Annotated in this window: 15 protein-coding genes; 6 read left to right on the forward strand and 9 right to left on the reverse strand. The window is 69.1% G+C overall.

Annotated features, from left to right (window positions below):
• Window positions 1-97: 97 nt before the first annotated feature.
• The gene (locus tag GAS53_RS10885) at window positions 98-1,441 is read right to left on the reverse strand and encodes an MATE family efflux transporter (RefSeq protein WP_192583057.1); all 1,344 of its coding nucleotides are present in this window, start codon (window positions 1,439-1,441) and stop codon (window positions 98-100) included.
• A gap of 454 nt (window positions 1,442-1,895) precedes the next feature.
• Here GAS53_RS10885 and dnaB point away from each other — a divergent pair, with 454 nt between their 5' ends.
• Together dnaB and GAS53_RS10895 are read left to right on the forward strand one after the other, a co-directional pair.
• Window positions 1,896-3,374, forward strand: a complete 1,479-nt coding sequence (gene dnaB, locus GAS53_RS10890; RefSeq protein ID WP_151477277.1) for a replicative DNA helicase — start codon at window positions 1,896-1,898, stop codon at window positions 3,372-3,374.
• A gap of 56 nt (window positions 3,375-3,430) precedes the next feature.
• Window positions 3,431-4,819 carry a serine hydrolase domain-containing protein gene (locus GAS53_RS10895; protein ID WP_151477278.1) on the forward strand — a complete coding sequence of 463 codons (1,389 nt, stop codon included), beginning with the start codon at window positions 3,431-3,433 and terminating at the stop codon, window positions 4,817-4,819.
• Window positions 4,820-4,945: 126 nt separating this feature from the next.
• On the opposite strand, the gene GAS53_RS10900 is transcribed toward GAS53_RS10895, so the two are convergent.
• Together GAS53_RS10900 and GAS53_RS10905 are read right to left on the reverse strand one after the other, a co-directional pair.
• Entirely contained in the window at window positions 4,946-5,398 is a 453-nt protein-coding gene (locus GAS53_RS10900; protein WP_151477279.1) for a GNAT family N-acetyltransferase, read from the reverse strand.
• A gap of 86 nt (window positions 5,399-5,484) precedes the next feature.
• Window positions 5,485-5,949: a MarR family winged helix-turn-helix transcriptional regulator gene (locus GAS53_RS10905; RefSeq protein ID WP_151477280.1), complete on the reverse strand. Its 465-nt coding sequence runs from the start codon at window positions 5,947-5,949 to the stop codon at window positions 5,485-5,487.
• Window positions 5,950-6,088: 139 nt separating this feature from the next.
• Here GAS53_RS10905 and GAS53_RS10910 point away from each other — a divergent pair, with 139 nt between their 5' ends.
• Both GAS53_RS10910 and GAS53_RS10915 read left to right on the forward strand, forming a co-directional pair.
• Window positions 6,089-7,333, forward strand: coding sequence for an MFS transporter (locus GAS53_RS10910; protein WP_151477281.1), 1,245 nt, complete (start codon window positions 6,089-6,091; stop codon window positions 7,331-7,333).
• A gap of 139 nt (window positions 7,334-7,472) precedes the next feature.
• Complete coding sequence (locus GAS53_RS10915; RefSeq protein ID WP_151477282.1) at window positions 7,473-7,892, forward strand: GlcG/HbpS family heme-binding protein; 420 nt, start codon at window positions 7,473-7,475, stop codon at window positions 7,890-7,892.
• A gap of 116 nt (window positions 7,893-8,008) precedes the next feature.
• Here GAS53_RS10915 and GAS53_RS10920 read toward each other — a convergent pair whose 3' ends face one another.
• Both GAS53_RS10920 and GAS53_RS10925 read right to left on the reverse strand, forming a co-directional pair.
• Window positions 8,009-8,875, reverse strand: coding sequence for a GNAT family N-acetyltransferase (locus GAS53_RS10920; RefSeq protein ID WP_151477283.1), 867 nt, complete (start codon window positions 8,873-8,875; stop codon window positions 8,009-8,011).
• 5 nt (window positions 8,876-8,880) lie between these two features.
• Window positions 8,881-9,417, reverse strand: a complete 537-nt coding sequence (locus GAS53_RS10925; protein WP_151477284.1) for a DUF2269 domain-containing protein — start codon at window positions 9,415-9,417, stop codon at window positions 8,881-8,883.
• A 76-nt stretch (window positions 9,418-9,493) separates the two neighbouring features.
• Between GAS53_RS10925 and GAS53_RS10930 the strand changes: the two genes are divergently transcribed.
• Window positions 9,494-10,126: an HAD family hydrolase gene (locus GAS53_RS10930; protein WP_151477285.1), complete on the forward strand. Its 633-nt coding sequence runs from the start codon at window positions 9,494-9,496 to the stop codon at window positions 10,124-10,126.
• 418 nt (window positions 10,127-10,544) lie between these two features.
• Window positions 10,545-12,203 (forward strand): globin domain-containing protein, encoded by a 1,659-nt coding sequence (locus GAS53_RS10935; protein WP_225858854.1) that lies wholly within the window; start codon window positions 10,545-10,547, stop codon window positions 12,201-12,203.
• A 99-nt stretch (window positions 12,204-12,302) separates the two neighbouring features.
• Here GAS53_RS10935 and GAS53_RS10940 read toward each other — a convergent pair whose 3' ends face one another.
• The 4 genes from GAS53_RS10940 to GAS53_RS10955 form a co-directional block, all read right to left on the reverse strand.
• Window positions 12,303-12,785 carry an NUDIX domain-containing protein gene (locus GAS53_RS10940; RefSeq protein WP_151477287.1) on the reverse strand — a complete coding sequence of 161 codons (483 nt, stop codon included), beginning with the start codon at window positions 12,783-12,785 and terminating at the stop codon, window positions 12,303-12,305.
• 66 nt (window positions 12,786-12,851) lie between these two features.
• Entirely contained in the window at window positions 12,852-13,757 is a 906-nt protein-coding gene (locus tag GAS53_RS10945; RefSeq protein WP_151477288.1) for a LysR family transcriptional regulator, read from the reverse strand.
• A gap of 219 nt (window positions 13,758-13,976) precedes the next feature.
• Window positions 13,977-15,116: a cystathionine gamma-lyase gene (locus GAS53_RS10950; RefSeq protein WP_151477289.1), complete on the reverse strand. Its 1,140-nt coding sequence runs from the start codon at window positions 15,114-15,116 to the stop codon at window positions 13,977-13,979.
• Entirely contained in the window at window positions 15,113-15,604 is a 492-nt protein-coding gene (locus tag GAS53_RS10955; protein ID WP_151477290.1) for a low molecular weight protein-tyrosine-phosphatase, read from the reverse strand. Before GAS53_RS10955 ends, GAS53_RS10950 begins: the two co-directional genes overlap by 4 nt.
• Window positions 15,605-15,610 lie beyond the last annotated feature (6 nt).

The following is a 15,610-nucleotide window of genomic DNA, read 5'->3' on the forward strand; positions in this document are numbered from 1 at the left end:
CGCTCGGCATAGCTGAGAGAAGGGCCGCACCCGCTGGGGTGCGGCCCTTCTTCGTTTCACGTGAAACGGGCAGCACACGGTGTTTCACGTGAAACAGTCAGCGCGTGGCGCCCGTGACGATCCAGCGGCCCGAGCGGGAGCGGATCCACAGGGTCAGCATCCGCATGGTCATCATCAGGGTCATCGCTCCCCAGAGCGCGGTCAGCCCGCCGCCGAACACAGGCACAAGCAGCGCCACCGGAGCGAAGACCGCAAGAGTGAGCAGCATGGCCCACGCGAGATACGGGCCGTCCCCCGCGCCCATCAGTACGCCGTCCAGGACGAAGACGATGCCGCAGATCGGCTGGGAGAGCGCCACGATGAGCAGGGCGGGCAGCGCAGTGTCCTGGACAACCGAGTCGCTGGTGAAGAGCGGGAGAAACAGGGTGCGGCTGACGATCACCAGCCCGCCGAGCACAACGCCGACGGCGATGCCCCACTCCACCATGCGGCGGCAGGCCTCACGGGCTCCCTGGGCGTCGCCCGCGCCGAGATAACGGCCGATGATGGCTTGTCCCGCGATGGCGATGGCGTCGAGGGCGAAGGCGAGCAGGCTCCACAGGGACAGGATGATCTGATGCGCGGCGACGTCTGTGTCTCCGAGGCGGGCGGCGACGGCGGTGGCGGTCATCAGGATCGCGCGCAACGAGAGGGTGCGAACCAGCAGTGGTGCGCCGGCCTGAGCGCTCGCGCGTATGCCTGCCTTGTCGGGCCGCAAGGACGCCCCGTGCTTCCGTGCTCCGCGGACGACCACGAAGAGGTACACCGCGGCCATGCCGCACTGGGCGATGACGGTGCCCCAGGCGGAGCCGGCGATGCCGAGGTCCGCGCCGTAGACGAGACCCACGTTGAGTGCGCCGTTGGCGACGAAGCCCGCGATGGCGACGTAGAGCGGTGTCTTCGTGTCCTGCAGGCCACGCAGGACACCGGTGGCGGCGAGGACGACGAGCATCGCGGGGATGCCGAGCGCCGAGATGCGCAGATAGGTGATGGCGTAGGGAGCGGCGGTGTCCGATGCGCCGAAGAGCTCCACCAGACCGGGTGCGGTGGGCAGGACGATGGCGATGACGGCGGCGCCGAGCAGCAGGGCGAGCCAGATGCCGTCCATGCCCTGCCGGATCGCGGCCTGGAGGTCGCCCGCGCCGACCCGCCGGGCGACGGCGGCCGTGGTGGCGTACGCGAGGAAGACGAAGATGCTGACGGCTGTGGCGAGGAGGGCCGAGGCGACACCGAGACCGGCGAGTTGCGCGGTGCCGAGATGGCCGACGATGGCGGTGTCGGCCATCAGGAAGAGAGGCTCGGCGATGAGTGCGCCGAAAGCCGGAACGGCCAGCGCGACGATCTCTCGGTCGTGCCGACGCCGGGCGGCCTTGGGTGCCGCGGGAGCCTGTGTCATGGGCATCAATCTAATCTTCCACAGGTAAGAGATGCAACCTAGTAGAGACCCTTACTGGCAATCTTGTGTGGTGTGTTGCCCCGCGCCATTCGCGGCGATCTTGACCCGGCTGGGAAAGTTTTTCTTCTGCACAGCCGGTGGACGGGATATAAGCAGGTCAGAGCGGGTGTGGAAAAGGGGCTGAGTGCTTGTTCACAGGCCTGTCCACCGGGTCGTGCACAGGTTTTGCCGGGTTCTCCACAGCATCGGGGCCGTCGTCCACATGGCCTGTGGATAACCAGATTGGCTGACGGTGCCCGCGGGCCTACCGTGGTGCGGCGCCCGCTCCCTCCTCCGTCCTCGGAAACCTCGCAAAACCGACGCGTCAGAACCGGAGTTGGGCATCTCATTTGTCAGTGTCGTGCCGTAGGAATTGAGGGGCACGGCGAGATCCGCGCTGCGGACGGGAGGAGGTGGCCCGGTGAGTATTTCCGAGCCCTTGGACGATCCGTGGGCCGACAGCGGTCCCAGTGATCGTCTGCCCGCCTCCCGCCAGCGCCGCGACGGTGGCCGGGGCCGAGACGACCAGCACGACCGCGGTCCGGACGGCGGTGCCTGGGACGGCGGAGGTTCGTCCTTCGAGCGCGTGCCGCCGCAGGACCTGGACGCCGAACAGTCCGTCCTCGGCGGCATGCTGCTCTCGAAGGACGCCATCGCCGACGTCGTCGAGGTGCTCAAGGGTCACGACTTCTACCGGCCTGCCCACGAGACCATCTACAGCGCGATCCTCGACCTCTACGCGAAGGGCGAGCCGGCCGACCCGATCACGATCGCCGCCGAGCTCACCAAGCGCGGCGAGATCACGAAGGTCGGCGGCGCGTCGTATCTGCACACTCTGGTCCAGACGGTTCCGACGGCGGCGAACGCCGAGTACTACGCGGAGATCGTCCACGAGCGCGCGGTGCTGCGTCGCCTGGTCGAGGCTGGTACACGCATCACGCAGATGGGTTACGCGGCCGACGGCGACGTGGACGAGATCGTCAACAGCGCCCAGGCCGAGATCTACGCGGTCACCGAGCAGCGCACCACTGAGGACTATCTGCCGCTCGGCGACATCATGGAGGGCGCGCTCGACGAGATCGAGGCGATCGGCTCGCGGTCGGGGGAGATGACCGGTGTGCCAACCGGCTTCACCGACCTCGACCAGCTCACCAATGGCCTGCACCCGGGCCAGATGATCATCATCGCGGCCCGTCCCGCCATGGGTAAGTCGACGCTGGCGCTGGACTTCGCACGGACCTGCTCGATCAAACACAACATGCCGAGCGTGATCTTCTCGCTCGAAATGGGCCGCAACGAGATCGCGATGCGTCTGCTGTCCGCGGAGGCGCGCGTGGCCCTGCACCACATGCGGTCCGGCACGATGACCGACGAGGACTGGACCCGGCTTGCGCGCCGGATGCCGGACGTCTCAGCCGCCCCGCTCTACATCGACGACTCCCCGAACCTGTCGATGATGGAGATCCGCGCCAAGTGCCGCCGCCTCAAACAGCGCAGCGACCTGAAGCTGGTCGTCATCGACTATCTCCAGCTGATGCAGTCGGGCGGCTCCAAGCGGTCCGAGAGCCGGCAGCAGGAAGTCTCCGACATGTCGCGAAACCTGAAGCTGCTGGCCAAGGAGCTGGAGCTGCCGGTGATCGCGCTGTCCCAGCTGAACCGTGGCCCCGAGCAGCGCACGGACAAGAAGCCCATGGTCTCCGACCTGCGTGAATCCGGGTCCATCGAGCAGGACGCGGACATGGTGATCCTCTTGCACCGCGAGGACGCGTACGAGAAGGAGTCGCCGCGCGCGGGCGAGGCGGACATCATCGTGGGCAAGCACCGTAACGGCCCGACGGCCACGATCACGGTCGCCTTCCAGGGCCACTACTCACGCTTCGTGGACATGGCACAGACCTGAGCCGTCCGGGCACAAATGCGCTCGACGTGGGACGTCGGGGCAGGTGGACTTGGGCCATGACGACGACACCTGTGGAAGAGCTGCTTCCCACCACGCGCCGGGCCCTGCTGCACCGAATCGCCACCGCTCAGGCCGAAGGGCGGGCGCCGTCGCTGGTGGCGGCGGTCGTCCGGGATGGGGAGACGGTGTGGCACGGGTCCCGCACCTCGGTGGACGGGCACGGGCCGGACGAGAACGTGCAGTACCGGATCGGTTCGATCACCAAGACATTCACCGCCGTCCTGGTACTGCGGCTGCGCGACGAGGGCGTGCTGGACCTGGGTGATCCGCTGGAGAAGCACCTTCCGGGCACTGGTGCGGGGGAGGCGACGATCGCCGAACTCCTGGCGCACACGGGCGGTTTGGCGGCCGAGTCACCCGCCCCTTGGTGGGAGCGCACCCCAGGATCGCTGCGCCCCGAGCTCGTCGACGTGCTGGGTGAGCAGCCTCACCGGCATCCCGTCGGACGACGGTTCCACTACTCGAACCCCGGCTATACGTTGCTGGGCGCGCTGGTCGAGGAGCTGAGGGGCGCCGCATGGGAGGAGGTCCTGCGGAGCGAGGTGCTCGAACCGCTTGGGCTGCACCGTACGGGCGCGCAGCCTCGGGCACCGCACGCGGGCGGCTGGGCCGTACATCCCTGGGCTGACGTGATGCTGCCGGAGCCCGTCGAGGACCTGGGCCGGATGGCTCCGGCCGGTCAACTCTGGTCCACCACAGGTGATTTGGCGCGCTTCGCTGCCTTCCTGGCCAAGGGCGACGACCGAGTGCTGAGCGCGGAGTCGGTACGCGAGATGCGTACGCCCGCCGCGCCGGCCGAAATCGAAGACGTGGCGTCCGGCAGCGCCTACGGCCTCGGCCTGCAGATCCAGCACCGGGACGGGCGGACCCTAGTGGGGCACGGTGGCTCTCTTCCGGGCTTCCTCGCCGGTCTCATGATCAGTGTGGAGGACGACTTGGCCGCCGTCGTGCTCACCAACTGCACTTCCGGCCCGCTGGTGTCGACGGTTGCCGCCGATCTCGTACGCCTCGTCGCCGAGGCCGAGCCCCGGATGCCCGAGCCGTGGCGGCCGTTGCCCGAAGTGGACCGGTCCGTACTGGAATTGGCGGGGCCGTGGTACTGGGGGACGCACGCTTTCGCGCTGCGTCTCACTGTCAACGGGGGTGTCTCGCTCGGGCCCCTGGTCGGCAACGGGCGGCGCTCGCGCTTCCGGGCCAATGGAGACGGGACCTGGACGGGACTCGACGGCTACTACGCGGGCGAGCTCCTGAAGGCCGTACAGCGTCCCGACGGGTCGGTGAGCCACCTGGACCTCGGGTCGTTCGTGTTCACGCGGCAGCCGTACGAGGAGGGGGCTCCGGTGCCGGGTGGGGTGGATCCCGAGGGGTGGCGCGGGATCCGATAGCCGCGCCCCGGCGATTGGCGCCATGGGCGACGAGAGCATGTACGGCGGGAGGAGTCCTGTTTCACGTGAAACAGGACTCCTCCCGCCGTACCGGGGTGTACAGATCTGCTGTCGCCAGGGGGCGTCTCAGAGCTGCAGTTTGAACCCCACGTGCGATGCCGTGAAGCCGAGTCGTTCGTAGAACCGATGGGCATCGGTGCGGGTGACGTCGGAGGTCAATTGCACCAACTGGCAGCCCTTGCTCCGGGACCGGTCGACGGCCCACTCGATGAACCGCGTACCGAGACCGCTCCCGCGCTCGTCGGCATGGACACGTACGCCTTCAATGATCGAGCGGGTCGCCCCCTTGCGTGACAGCCCGGGGATGATCGTGAGCTGCAGTGTGCCGACGACGCGGCCCTCGCGCACAGCGACCACCAGGTGCTGGTTCGGATCCCGGCTCAGGCGCTCCAGGGCGGTCAGATACGGCGTCAGGTCGTCCGGGGACTCACGCTGGGCGCCCAGTGGATCGTCGGCGAGCATGGCGACGATGGCGGGGACGTCCTCCGCGACGGCCGGGCGTATCTCAAGATCTCCCATGGCGGCAGCTTATGCAGCCATCCCCGACGCAGAACCCTCCCTCGGCAGACGCCTCTGACGCAGAACACTCCCTCGGCGGACACGTCCTACACGGGCGTGGGTACGCTCGCCGACTCCACGACGCGGACCAGCGGCGCCAGTTCGGGGTTCTTGGCCGCTTCGTCGAGCGCCTCGCGCAGGGCGGCGTCGTTGGAGGGCCGGGCCTCCTCGAGAAGCGTGAGTCCCGCCTCGCTGACGTTCGTGTAGATGCCGCGGCGGTCGGTCGGGCACAGATAGCGCGACAGCAGCCCCCGGTCCTCGAGACGGGTCACCAGACGCGTGGTGGCGCTCTGGCTGAGGACCACCGCGTCGGCGACCTGCTTCATCTGCAGATGGCCGCCGTCGCCGTCGTGCTGGCGGCTGAGGACGTCGAGCAGGGAGTACTCGCGCACGCTCAGGCCGTGCTTGCTCTGCAAGGCCCGTTCGATGTGCGCCTCGATCCTCCCGTGCAGCAGAGAGAGGGCGCACCAGCCCTGGGCGAGGGCGGTGAGCGCGGGGTCCGTCGCTGTCATGGCGTTTTCCTCCGTCCCGGAGCGGCTGAGACCAGGGTAGAGCACAATCGCAATAGCCTGCGTTTGCATGTAGCCCGCGTCTGCAACTATTGTGAACGCACGTAAAGCGCTCCTGCAATCTTCTGGGAAGGCTCTCCCCATGCCTCTCGCGCTACTGGCCCTCGCGATCGGGGCCTTCGGAATCGGAACCACCGAGTTCGTGATCATGGGCTTGCTGCCCGAGGTCGCGGGTGACTTCGGTGTCTCCATCCCCACGGCCGGGTTCCTCGTGACCGGCTACGCGCTCGGCGTCATGTTCGGCGCCCCGCTCATGACCGTCCTCGGCACCAAGGTGTCCCGCAAGCGGATGCTGATGCTGCTGATGGGACTGTTCATCGTCGGCAACCTGCTGTCCGCCGTTGCTCCCGCCTTCTCCGTGATGCTGATCGGGCGTGTGGTCGCCTCACTCGCGCACGGAGCCTTCTTCGGCATCGGCTCGGTCGTCGCCGCGGACCTGGTCGCGCCCGACAAGAAGGCCGGCGCCATCGCGATGATGTTCACGGGACTGACCGTCGCCAACGTCGTCGGCGTACCGCTGGGCACCCTCATCGGACAGTCGGTCGGCTGGCGTGTCACCTTCGCCGGCGTCGCCGTCCTGGGCGTCATCGGCTTGGCGGGCATCGCCAAGCTCGTCCCCGACATGCCCAGGCCGGAAGGCGTGCGCCTGCGCCACGAGCTGGCCGCGTTCAAGAACGTCCAAGTGCTGCTCGCCATGGCGATGACCGTCCTCGGCTTCGGCGGGGTCTTCGCAGCGATCACCTACATCGCGCCGATGATGACGAACGTCGCCGGCTTCGCCGAGGGGTCGGTCACCTGGCTCCTCGTCCTCTTCGGCCTCGGCATGGTCGGCGGCAACCTCGTCGGCGGCAGGTTCGCCGACCGCGCCCTGATGCCGATGCTGTACGTCTCTCTGGGCGCCCTCGCGGTCGTACTCGCCCTGTTCACGCTGACCGCGCACAACAAGATCGCGGCAGCCGTGACCATCACGCTGATCGGTGCCCTCGGGTTCGCCACCGTGCCGCCGCTCCAGAAGCGGGTGCTCGACCAGGCGCACGGCGCCCCGACGCTCGCCTCTGCCGTGAACATCGGCGCCTTCAACCTCGGCAACGCCCTCTCTGCCTGGCTCGGCGGTCTCGTGATCGCGGCAGGCCTGGGCTACACCGCCCCCAACTGGGTCGGTGCCGTTCTCGCCGCCGCTGCCCTGGTGCTCGCCGTGCTCTCGGCCGCCCTGGAGCGCCGGACCGACGCCTCGGACACGACCGACGACGTCGGCTTGGTCGTCGCCGGGGCGGAGCCCGCGAAGTCCACGAAGTCCGTGGCGCAGAAGGCCGCTGTCCAGCACTGACGCGCTTCCTGGACCGCATAGGGCCCGGAACAGGGCCCGGACATGGTCAGCCGTGGGGCCAGGGCCGTCCCCGCGTCCGACCGCACTCTCGACAGCCACTACCTTCCCCACAGCACCACCCACAAGGAGAAACTCCCTCATGAGCACCACCACCGTCGCCCCGCTGACCATCGAGGACGCCGAGGCTCTTGTCACGGCCGCTCGTCGTGCGGCCGAAGCAGCCGACGCGACCGTCAGCGTCACTGTCCTCGACGCGGGCGGCCACCTGCTCGCCTTCCGGCGTGACGACCGTGCCGTACTGATCTCCGGTGAGACCAGCACCCGCAAGGCCTACACGACGCTGCAACTGGACACCCCCACCGCCGACCTCGTCGACGCCGTCCAGCCCGGCGGCCTCTTCCACACCCTGCCCACCGCGCTCGACCGCCCGCTGCTCTTCATCGCGGGCGGTGTCCCGGTCCACCGCGACGGCCGCCTGGTCGGCGCCATCGGAGTCGGCGGCGGGGCGCCGGAGCAGGACCACGCCTTCGCCACCGCCGCGGTGAAGGCCCTCGCGTAGGAGCACCCGAAAGCGCAGGAGCACCCGGAGACACCGAAACGCCTGCCCCGCCCGGGGCAGGCGTTTCCTGTTGGCCGCTCAGCTCACCCTCCGGCCGGCGGGCTCACCTCGCCCGCTCAGCCCGCCGCCACCGTGAGCGGAGCGAACCGCCGCGTCCAGTCGCCCGGCAATTCAGCGATGCCGTACGTCATGACCGCGTTGAAACTCGTGGAGGCGAGACCGCGTTCCTTCACCCACACCAGCAATTCCTCGTGGCGTACGTCGATGTCCGTACGCAGCACGCGGTCGGTGCGGGTGGCCAGTGAGGTGATAAGCGCCTTCGCCGTCTCGGTGTCCCGGGCGATCAGCGGGCCCACGACATGGTTGTCCATGTTGGGCCAGGCGGCCCCGTAGCCAATGATCCGGCCGTCCTCCTCGGCGACGCGCAACTGGTCGGCGAAGGCGGGCAGACGCGTGATCACGGGCGTGCGGTCGGTGCCGAAGACCTCCTCGTCGAGCCGGAGGATCGCGGTGAGGTCCTCGGCTGTGGCCGCACGCGTGGCTACCGCGGGCTCAGGGCTGCCGGAGACGAAGCGGCCGCGGACCATCTCGGCCCGTCCGGTGGTCTTGAAGCCCAGCTCCTCGTAGAGGGGGCGCCCGTACGGCGTCGCGTGCAAGGTCAGTGGGGTGGTGCCGAGCTCGGCGACGACATGCCGCATCAGTCGGCGTCCGACGCCCTGGCGCGCGTGCCGCTCGGCGACCAGCACCATGCCGATCGCCGCGAGATCGGGGCGGCCCCGAGGCCCGTACGTGGTCACGATGCAGGCGGTGACGAGGCCGCCGTCGGGGTCGTCGATGCCGTAACCCGTGCCGGCCGTAAGGAGCAGACCCCACTTGTGCTCCTCGCGGGGCCAGCCCCGGTTCTCGGACAGGTCGGCACAGGCAGAGAGGTCGCGAGGCGTCAGACGACGGATGGGCAGGGAGGTGGGTGAAGGAGTCGACACGCAGGTCAGGCTGTCTGACGGGCGCGCTCGACGTCCACCGATTTGCGGGCAGCCGTACGGATCCTTTGCCCGCGTCGGGTCAGTCCCCACGGCTTGAGGATCGAGATCACCGTCATGAAGAGATACGCGGACAGCGAGACGATCGGCCCGAACAGTACGTCACCGGCGTCGGGCAGTGGTCCGCCCGCCGAAACCGCGGTGACGGCGGAGCCGACTCCGGGGCGCAGCGCGAAGACAGTTGCCGTGGTCGTGGCCAGGGTCAGCCAGAACTTCGTATAGACCCAGCGGTGCCTCGCCAGCCCCCACTGCGTGCCCAGGGACAGCACCAGGCCGCTCAGGAGCGTGAGGAAGGCGAGGGGGAGCAGGAGCCAGTCGGCGAAGAGCTTCATGGCGCGGACGGAGGCCTCCACGGTCACCGCGGATCCGGTGGTGGTCGCGGTGATCCCCAGCGCGAGCAGCCCGAGCGTGAGCCCGAGCCAGCTTGCGGAGGCGGCTACATGGACGACGAGGGTGGCCCGGCGTGCGGGGCGGCGTAGTTTCACGTGAAACACCGTGCCGGGCGCGAGCGGTGAGGACGTCTGACAGCGGGAGTAACCCCACGTACTAGCCTCGGCGTACATGGCGAGACTTCATCTCTTCGATCTGGACGGGACGTTGCTGCACGGCACGTCGGCGCCCGTGGAGATCTCCCGGCAGCTCGGACGGGAAGCCGAGACCGTGGAGCTCGACGAGGCGCTCGGTGCGGGGCTCATAGGCCCGCCGGAGTACGCGACGCGGGTGCACGCTCTCTGGGTCGACCTCACCGAGGCGCATGTGGCGACGGCCTTCACGAGTGCGCCGTGGCTGTCGGGCATCCAGGACGTCTGGGCGGAGATCAGGGGGAGCGGCGACTACTGCGCCGTCGTCTCGCTCTCACCCTCGTTCTTCGTGGAGCGGCTGACGGGGTGGGGTGCCCATGCGACGTACGGATCACGCTTCCCCGCGGTGCCGTTCACGGAGCCGGTGGATCCGGCGGGGATTCTGAGCGCGGCGGCCAAGGTCCGGATCGCGGACCGGCTCTGTTTGGAGTTCGGGGTGGGGCGGGACGATTGTGTCGCGTACGGCGACTCGATGTCGGACAGGGACCTGTTCGGGGTGGTTCCGCTATCCGTCGCGGTCAATGCGGACCAGCATCTCGCGGGCCTTGCCACCCACTCCTACGTAGGGCGGGATCTTCGGGATGCCTATGAATTGGTTCGTCCCGCCCGGTAATTGAAGGAATTGATGGTCCGGTGCCCTACCAATTCCCGGTGCAAGGAAGAGGGGACTTGTGCGTCGGACGGTGACCGGTATGGTCGACTCCGGTTCGTGTCCGGTGTGATGTTCGCGCATCCCGCCAGGGCGAACGCAGGGCAATGCAGCCTAACGGGACGGAGAGATCGAAGACACGCATTTCCGGTTACGCGACCGGGGTGTTGGCGCGCGGTGGGATGCTGCGATGGCGGTAGTGCGGCCAATGTCACACTCTCGGCTTCCTTGTCCGTAGGGTGCCGGATTCCGGGGTTCGATGTGGACGCATTGACCGACGGGGCGGAACGGGGAAAAGCAAGCAGTCTGCGGGGGAAAGCAGGCATCTTCCGACCGAGGAAGTGCGCAGACCGACCGAAAGATGTTCGAGGCGAGGCACACCATGGACGCTCCGACCACCACGTCGGCCGACAACGGCACTTCAGGGGGTAACGGCGGGGGCGGCTGGTTCACGCCGCACAAGCCGCCGGAGCCGCCCGCGGGCGGCGACCAAGAGACGGCCGAGGGTCACCGACTCGCAGCGCTGCGCCCTGTCGGCAGGTCGGCGACGGGCGACCGGGACGCGACCCGCCAACGCATATCTCCGGCCGCGGAGACCGACTCGGACGCCGACCGAGCCGACACCGACTCCCCTGATACGAGTGGCCGCCATGCGCGCTCCACCGACACCGACACCGACACCGACACCGCACACGGGGCCACTGCCGACGCCATGACCGCCCCTGTGGGCAGCCCCGACGCCAGTTCCCCACCTGGCGCCCCGACCAAGGCACCGGCGGTGGCTCACGAGCCGATACCCACCCCGCCGCCTCTGACCGGACCTCCCGCTGCACCCGAGCCGGACCCCGCGCCCCGCGTCCCCGACCAGCGGTCCGTCCACACCTCCGCCCCCGCGGCCCCCTCCGTCCCCGCCCCTTCCAGGCCGGCCTCCCCCGACGCCGTCCTCATCCGTCGCACCATGGCCGAGGCGGGCCCTGTGGCCGACAAGGTCACTTCGTACTTCTATGCGCTGCTCTTCGTGCGCCACCCGGAACTGCGCTCTCTGTTCCCCGCCGCGATGGACACACAGCGCGACCGGCTGCTCAAGGCGCTGATGACCGCGGCCGAGCACATCGACAACACCGAGATCCTGGTCGCGTATCTGAAGAACCTGGGACGCGGACACCGCAAGTACGGCACGCGACCCGAGCACTACCCGGCCGTCGGCGAGTGTCTGATCGGCTCGCTCAGCCGGTTCGCCGCGGCTATCTGGGACGAGGAGACCGAGGCCGCCTGGGTCCGGGCGTACACGACCATCTCGCAGGTCATGATCGACGCCGCCGCCGCGGACGAACTGCGCGCCCCGGCCTGGTGGTACGCCGAGGTGATCTCGCACGACCTCAGGACCCCGGACGTCGCCGTCATCACCGTCCGCCCGGACCAGCCGTACGCCTTCCTCGCCGGGCAGTACACGAGCCTGGAGACCCCTTGGTGGCCGCGGATCTGGCGGCACTACTCGTTCGCCTCGGCCCCCCGCTCCGACGGACTGCTCTCGTTCCACGTGAAGGCGGTTCCGGCGGGCTGGGTCTCCAACGCGCTGGTGCACCGGGCCCGCCCCGGCGACATCATCCGGCTCGGCCCCCCGGCCGGCTCGATGACCGTCGACCACACCACCGACAGCGGTCTGCTCTGCCTGGGCGGTGGCACCGGCATAGCGCCCATAAAGGCTCTGGTCGAGGATGTCGCGGAGCACGGTGAGCGGCGCCCGGTCGACGTCTTCTACGGAGCCCGCACCGATCACGACCTGTACGACATCGACACCATGCTCCGGCTCCAGCAGAGCCACCCCTGGCTCGCCGTGCGCCCGATAGTCGACCAGCAGGCGCACCTCCAGCTTCCCGACGCCGTACGCGAGTACGGGCCGTGGAACGAGTACGACGCCTACCTCTCGGGCCCGCCCGGCATGATCCGCAGCGGAGTGGACGCGCTCAGAGACATCGGCATCCCGTCGGAACGGATCCGGCACGACGCGGTGGAGGAACTCGTGGTGGCCGGGGACTGACCCGAACCGACGACCGCGCAGGCAGGGGACTCGTCTCGGGCCACGCAGGCTGGGGTCCGACGCCAGGCACGCACACCCCGGCCCTTGAAGAGCCGGGCGTCAGCCCAGATCGGGCGCGTGCATCGCCCGTACGCCCTCGATGTTCCCGTCCAGATAGTGCCGGAGCGACAGCGGTACGAGATGGACGGAGGCGATGCCCACCCGTGTGAAGGGGATACGGACGATCTCGTACTCGCCGGTGGGCTCCTCGATCTCGGGGCCATGGCGCAGCGAGGGGTCCATGGATTCCAGGCGGCAGACGAAGAAGTGCTGCACCTTCACACCGGTCGCGCCGCCGTCCTCGCCGATGTGCTCGACGGTGTCGACGAAGCAGGGCACCACATCGGTGATCTTGGCGCCGAGTTCCTCGTGCACTTCACGATGGAGCGCGTCGACGACGGTCGTGTCCTCCGGCTCGACCCCGCCGCCGGGCGTCAGCCAGTAGGGATCGACGCCGGGCTTGGTCCGCTTGATCAGGATCAAGTCGTCGCCGTCCAGGAGGACGGCCCGGGCGGTGCGCTTGACCACGGGTCGGACGGTCATGGGAGAAATGTGGCCCGGTTGGTTCCACGTGAAACATCGCCCTCTTGACGAGGTGAAGCATTGCCGTCATGACCAGTCCGTGGCGGCGCGCAACAGCCACTCGTGCGCCCGCGCGATATGCGGCATGGCCAGCGTTCCGGTTCGTACCACCAGGAAGTACGTACGAAGCGGAGGCACCGCGGGGTCGATCAGTTCCACCACGTCGCCCCGCTCCAGAGCCGGAGCGCACAGATAGCGCGGCAACACCGCGAGCCCCGCGCCGGTGGTGGCGCAGGCGAGGACCGCACGCAGATCGGGGACGATGACGGTGCCCGAAGCGGCGGGGCGGGAGTCGAAGACGGAAGCCCAGTAGCGGGCGACGAAGGGCAGCGACTCGTGCACTTCCACCACGGGAAAGTTTTCCAGCGGGGGCGCACCCTTGTGGGGAAGCTTGCCGCAGCCGACGCGGTCGGCCCAGCGCGGGGCAGCGACCAGGACGTGCTCCTCGTCGCAGAGCGGAGTCGCGGTGAGCAGGGCGCCACGCGGGCGGGCCGTACTGATGGCCAGATCGTGATGCCCCGCGGAAAGCCCTTCCAGTGTCTCCTCGGCGTTGCCGAAGGAGGCGCGGAGTGCGAAGCCCTGGCCGTCGTCCCCGGTCAGCTCGGTGAGCGCGGGCAGAGCGCGTTCAGCGGTGAACTCGGGCGGCCCGGCGAGGTGGAGGGTGCGTATGGAGGAGGCCTCGTCGAGGCCGGTCTCGGCGATCTCCACGAGGGCGTCGAGATGCGGAGCTGCCTTGTGGGCGAGTTCGTCGCCGATGGTCGTGGGGGTCACGCCGCGGGCCTGGCGCAGGAAGAGGGGGCGCCCCAGCTGCTGTTCCAGGGTGCGGATCTGGGAGGTGACGGCCGGCTGCGAGAGGCCGAGCAGGGCAGCCGCGCGAGTGAAGGAGCCGGCCCGGTGCACGGTCACGAAGGTCCGCAGCAAGGCCAGATCCATGGCGTCCCTCCCCTCCCCAGCTCCCCGGAAGCCCTCAACTATAAATAAGTCGATAGGTCTCTGTCGCTACGGTGATTGGACACTGACACAGAGTCAACTAGCCTTGGTCGCGCGGTTCTTCGCGCGCAGAACCGGGGCGGTCCGAGCCACGAGGGGGGAGGCTCGGACCGCCCGTTGTACGTAGCAGGGCTACTGAACCGGTCGCTCAGAGAGCGTTTACTACTGCGCCGACTCGTCGAGCGCGCGCAGCACATCCGCCACCAGATCCTCCGGATCCTCGGCACCGACCGAGAAGCGGATGAATCCCTCCGGGACCGCGTCGCCGCCCCAGCGACCGCGCCGCTCGGCCGTCGACCGCACCCCGCCGAAACTCGTCGCGTCGTCGACGAGGCGCAGCGCGTCGAGAAAACGGTCGGCACGCGCGCGCGTGGGCAGTGTGAACGACACCACACACCCGAAGCGCCGCATCTGCTGCGAGGCGATCTTGTACGAGGGGTCGCCGGGCAGCCCCGGGTAGCGCACCCGGGTCTCCTCGGGCCAGTCGCGCAGGGTCTCGGCGATCACCAGCGCGTTGGCATTCTGCCGTTCGACACGCAGCTGGAGCGTGGCGAGGGAACGGTGCGCGAGCCACGCCTCCATGGGCCCCGGAATCGCTCCGACGATCTTGCGCCAGCGCCGCACCGAGGCCATCGCCGAGGCATCGCCGCCGGCGACGTACCCCAGAAGAAGGTCGCCGTGCCCGGTGAGCTGCTTGGTGCCGCTGGCCACGGAGAAGTCGGCCCCCAGCTCCAGCGGGCGCTGCCCGAGCGGGGTCGCCAGGGTGTTGTCGACGGCGACCAGGCAGCCACGCGCGTGTGCCGCCTCGACGAGCCGCCGCACATCACACACGTCGAGCCCCGGGTTCGACGGGGTCTCGATCCACAGCAGCTTCGCCCCGTCGAGGACGTCCAGTTGGGCGTCGCCACGGGTTGGCGCCGTGCGCACCTCGATTCCGTACGCCTCCAGCTGTGCGCGTACGAGTGGCAGCACCTGGTAGCCGTCGCTGGGCAGTACGACCGTGTCGCCGGCACGCAGCTGCGAGAAGACGACCGCTGAGATAGCGGCCATGCCGGAGGCGAAGACGAGCGTCTCGACGCCGTCGCGCCCCGGCGCCTCCAGCTCGCCGATGGCGCGTTCCAGATGGGTCCAGGTCGGGTTCTCGTCGCGGCCGTAGGTGTACGGGCCCGTGGGGTCGCCCGGCAGATGGAAATGGGCGGCGAAGACCGGCCCCGGGAGGGTCGGCTCGTGCTTGACGGGCTCCGGCAGACCGGCCCGCACCGCGCGCGTACCGTCACCGGCTCCCGTAACGGAATCTGTCATGCCGCCCGTCCCTTCACGTGCTCCCGCACCGCGGCGAGCAGGCCGGGGCTCGCCGCCTCCACCATCTCAAGGCACTCCTCGAAGCCGTCCAGACCCCCGTAGTAGGGATCCGGAACGTCGAGGTCGTGGCCCGCGACAGGGTCGTACGAGCGCAGCAGACGGACCTTCTCCGAGTCCTCCGGAGTGAGGGCGAGGCGGCGCAGGGCCTTCAGGTGGCCGGCGTCGAGGGCTATGACGAGGTCGAGCCGGGAGAACCAGTCGGCCCGGAACTGCCGGGCCGCATGGCTGCTCTCGTAGCCATGCGTCTCAAGGACGGAGACGGTGCGCGGATCGGCGCCGTCGCCTTCGTGCCAGCCGCCTGTACCGGCACTGTCCACCTCGACCAGGCCGTCGAGTCCGGCTTCCGTCACACGCGCGCGGAAGACGGATTCGGCCATCGGGGAGCGGCAGATGTTGCCGGTACAGACGAAGCACACGCGATAGGGCATCAGGGT

Origin of the sequence: Streptomyces albicerus (assembly GCF_008905045.1) — a bacterium.
Taxonomy (GTDB): domain Bacteria; phylum Actinomycetota; class Actinomycetes; order Streptomycetales; family Streptomycetaceae; genus Streptomyces; species Streptomyces albicerus.

Coding starts and splice junctions, on each gene's coding strand:
- GAS53_RS10935 (WP_225858854.1), top strand. CDS start 10,545: ATGGACGCTCCGACCACCACGTCGGCCGACAACGGCACTTCAGGGGGT.
- GAS53_RS10910 (WP_151477281.1), top strand. CDS start 6,089: ATGCCTCTCGCGCTACTGGCCCTCGCGATCGGGGCCTTCGGAATCGGA.
- GAS53_RS10950 (WP_151477289.1), bottom strand. CDS start 15,116: ATGACAGATTCCGTTACGGGAGCCGGTGACGGTACGCGCGCGGTGCGG.
- GAS53_RS10930 (WP_151477285.1), top strand. CDS start 9,494: ATGGCGAGACTTCATCTCTTCGATCTGGACGGGACGTTGCTGCACGGC.
- GAS53_RS10945 (WP_151477288.1), bottom strand. CDS start 13,757: ATGGATCTGGCCTTGCTGCGGACCTTCGTGACCGTGCACCGGGCCGGC.
- GAS53_RS10915 (WP_151477282.1), top strand. CDS start 7,473: ATGAGCACCACCACCGTCGCCCCGCTGACCATCGAGGACGCCGAGGCT.
- GAS53_RS10955 (WP_151477290.1), bottom strand. CDS start 15,604: ATGCCCTATCGCGTGTGCTTCGTCTGTACCGGCAACATCTGCCGCTCC.
- GAS53_RS10895 (WP_151477278.1), top strand. CDS start 3,431: ATGACGACGACACCTGTGGAAGAGCTGCTTCCCACCACGCGCCGGGCC.
- GAS53_RS10900 (WP_151477279.1), bottom strand. CDS start 5,398: ATGGGAGATCTTGAGATACGCCCGGCCGTCGCGGAGGACGTCCCCGCC.
- GAS53_RS10885 (WP_192583057.1), bottom strand. CDS start 1,441: ATGCCCATGACACAGGCTCCCGCGGCACCCAAGGCCGCCCGGCGTCGG.
- GAS53_RS10940 (WP_151477287.1), bottom strand. CDS start 12,785: ATGACCGTCCGACCCGTGGTCAAGCGCACCGCCCGGGCCGTCCTCCTG.
- GAS53_RS10905 (WP_151477280.1), bottom strand. CDS start 5,949: ATGACAGCGACGGACCCCGCGCTCACCGCCCTCGCCCAGGGCTGGTGC.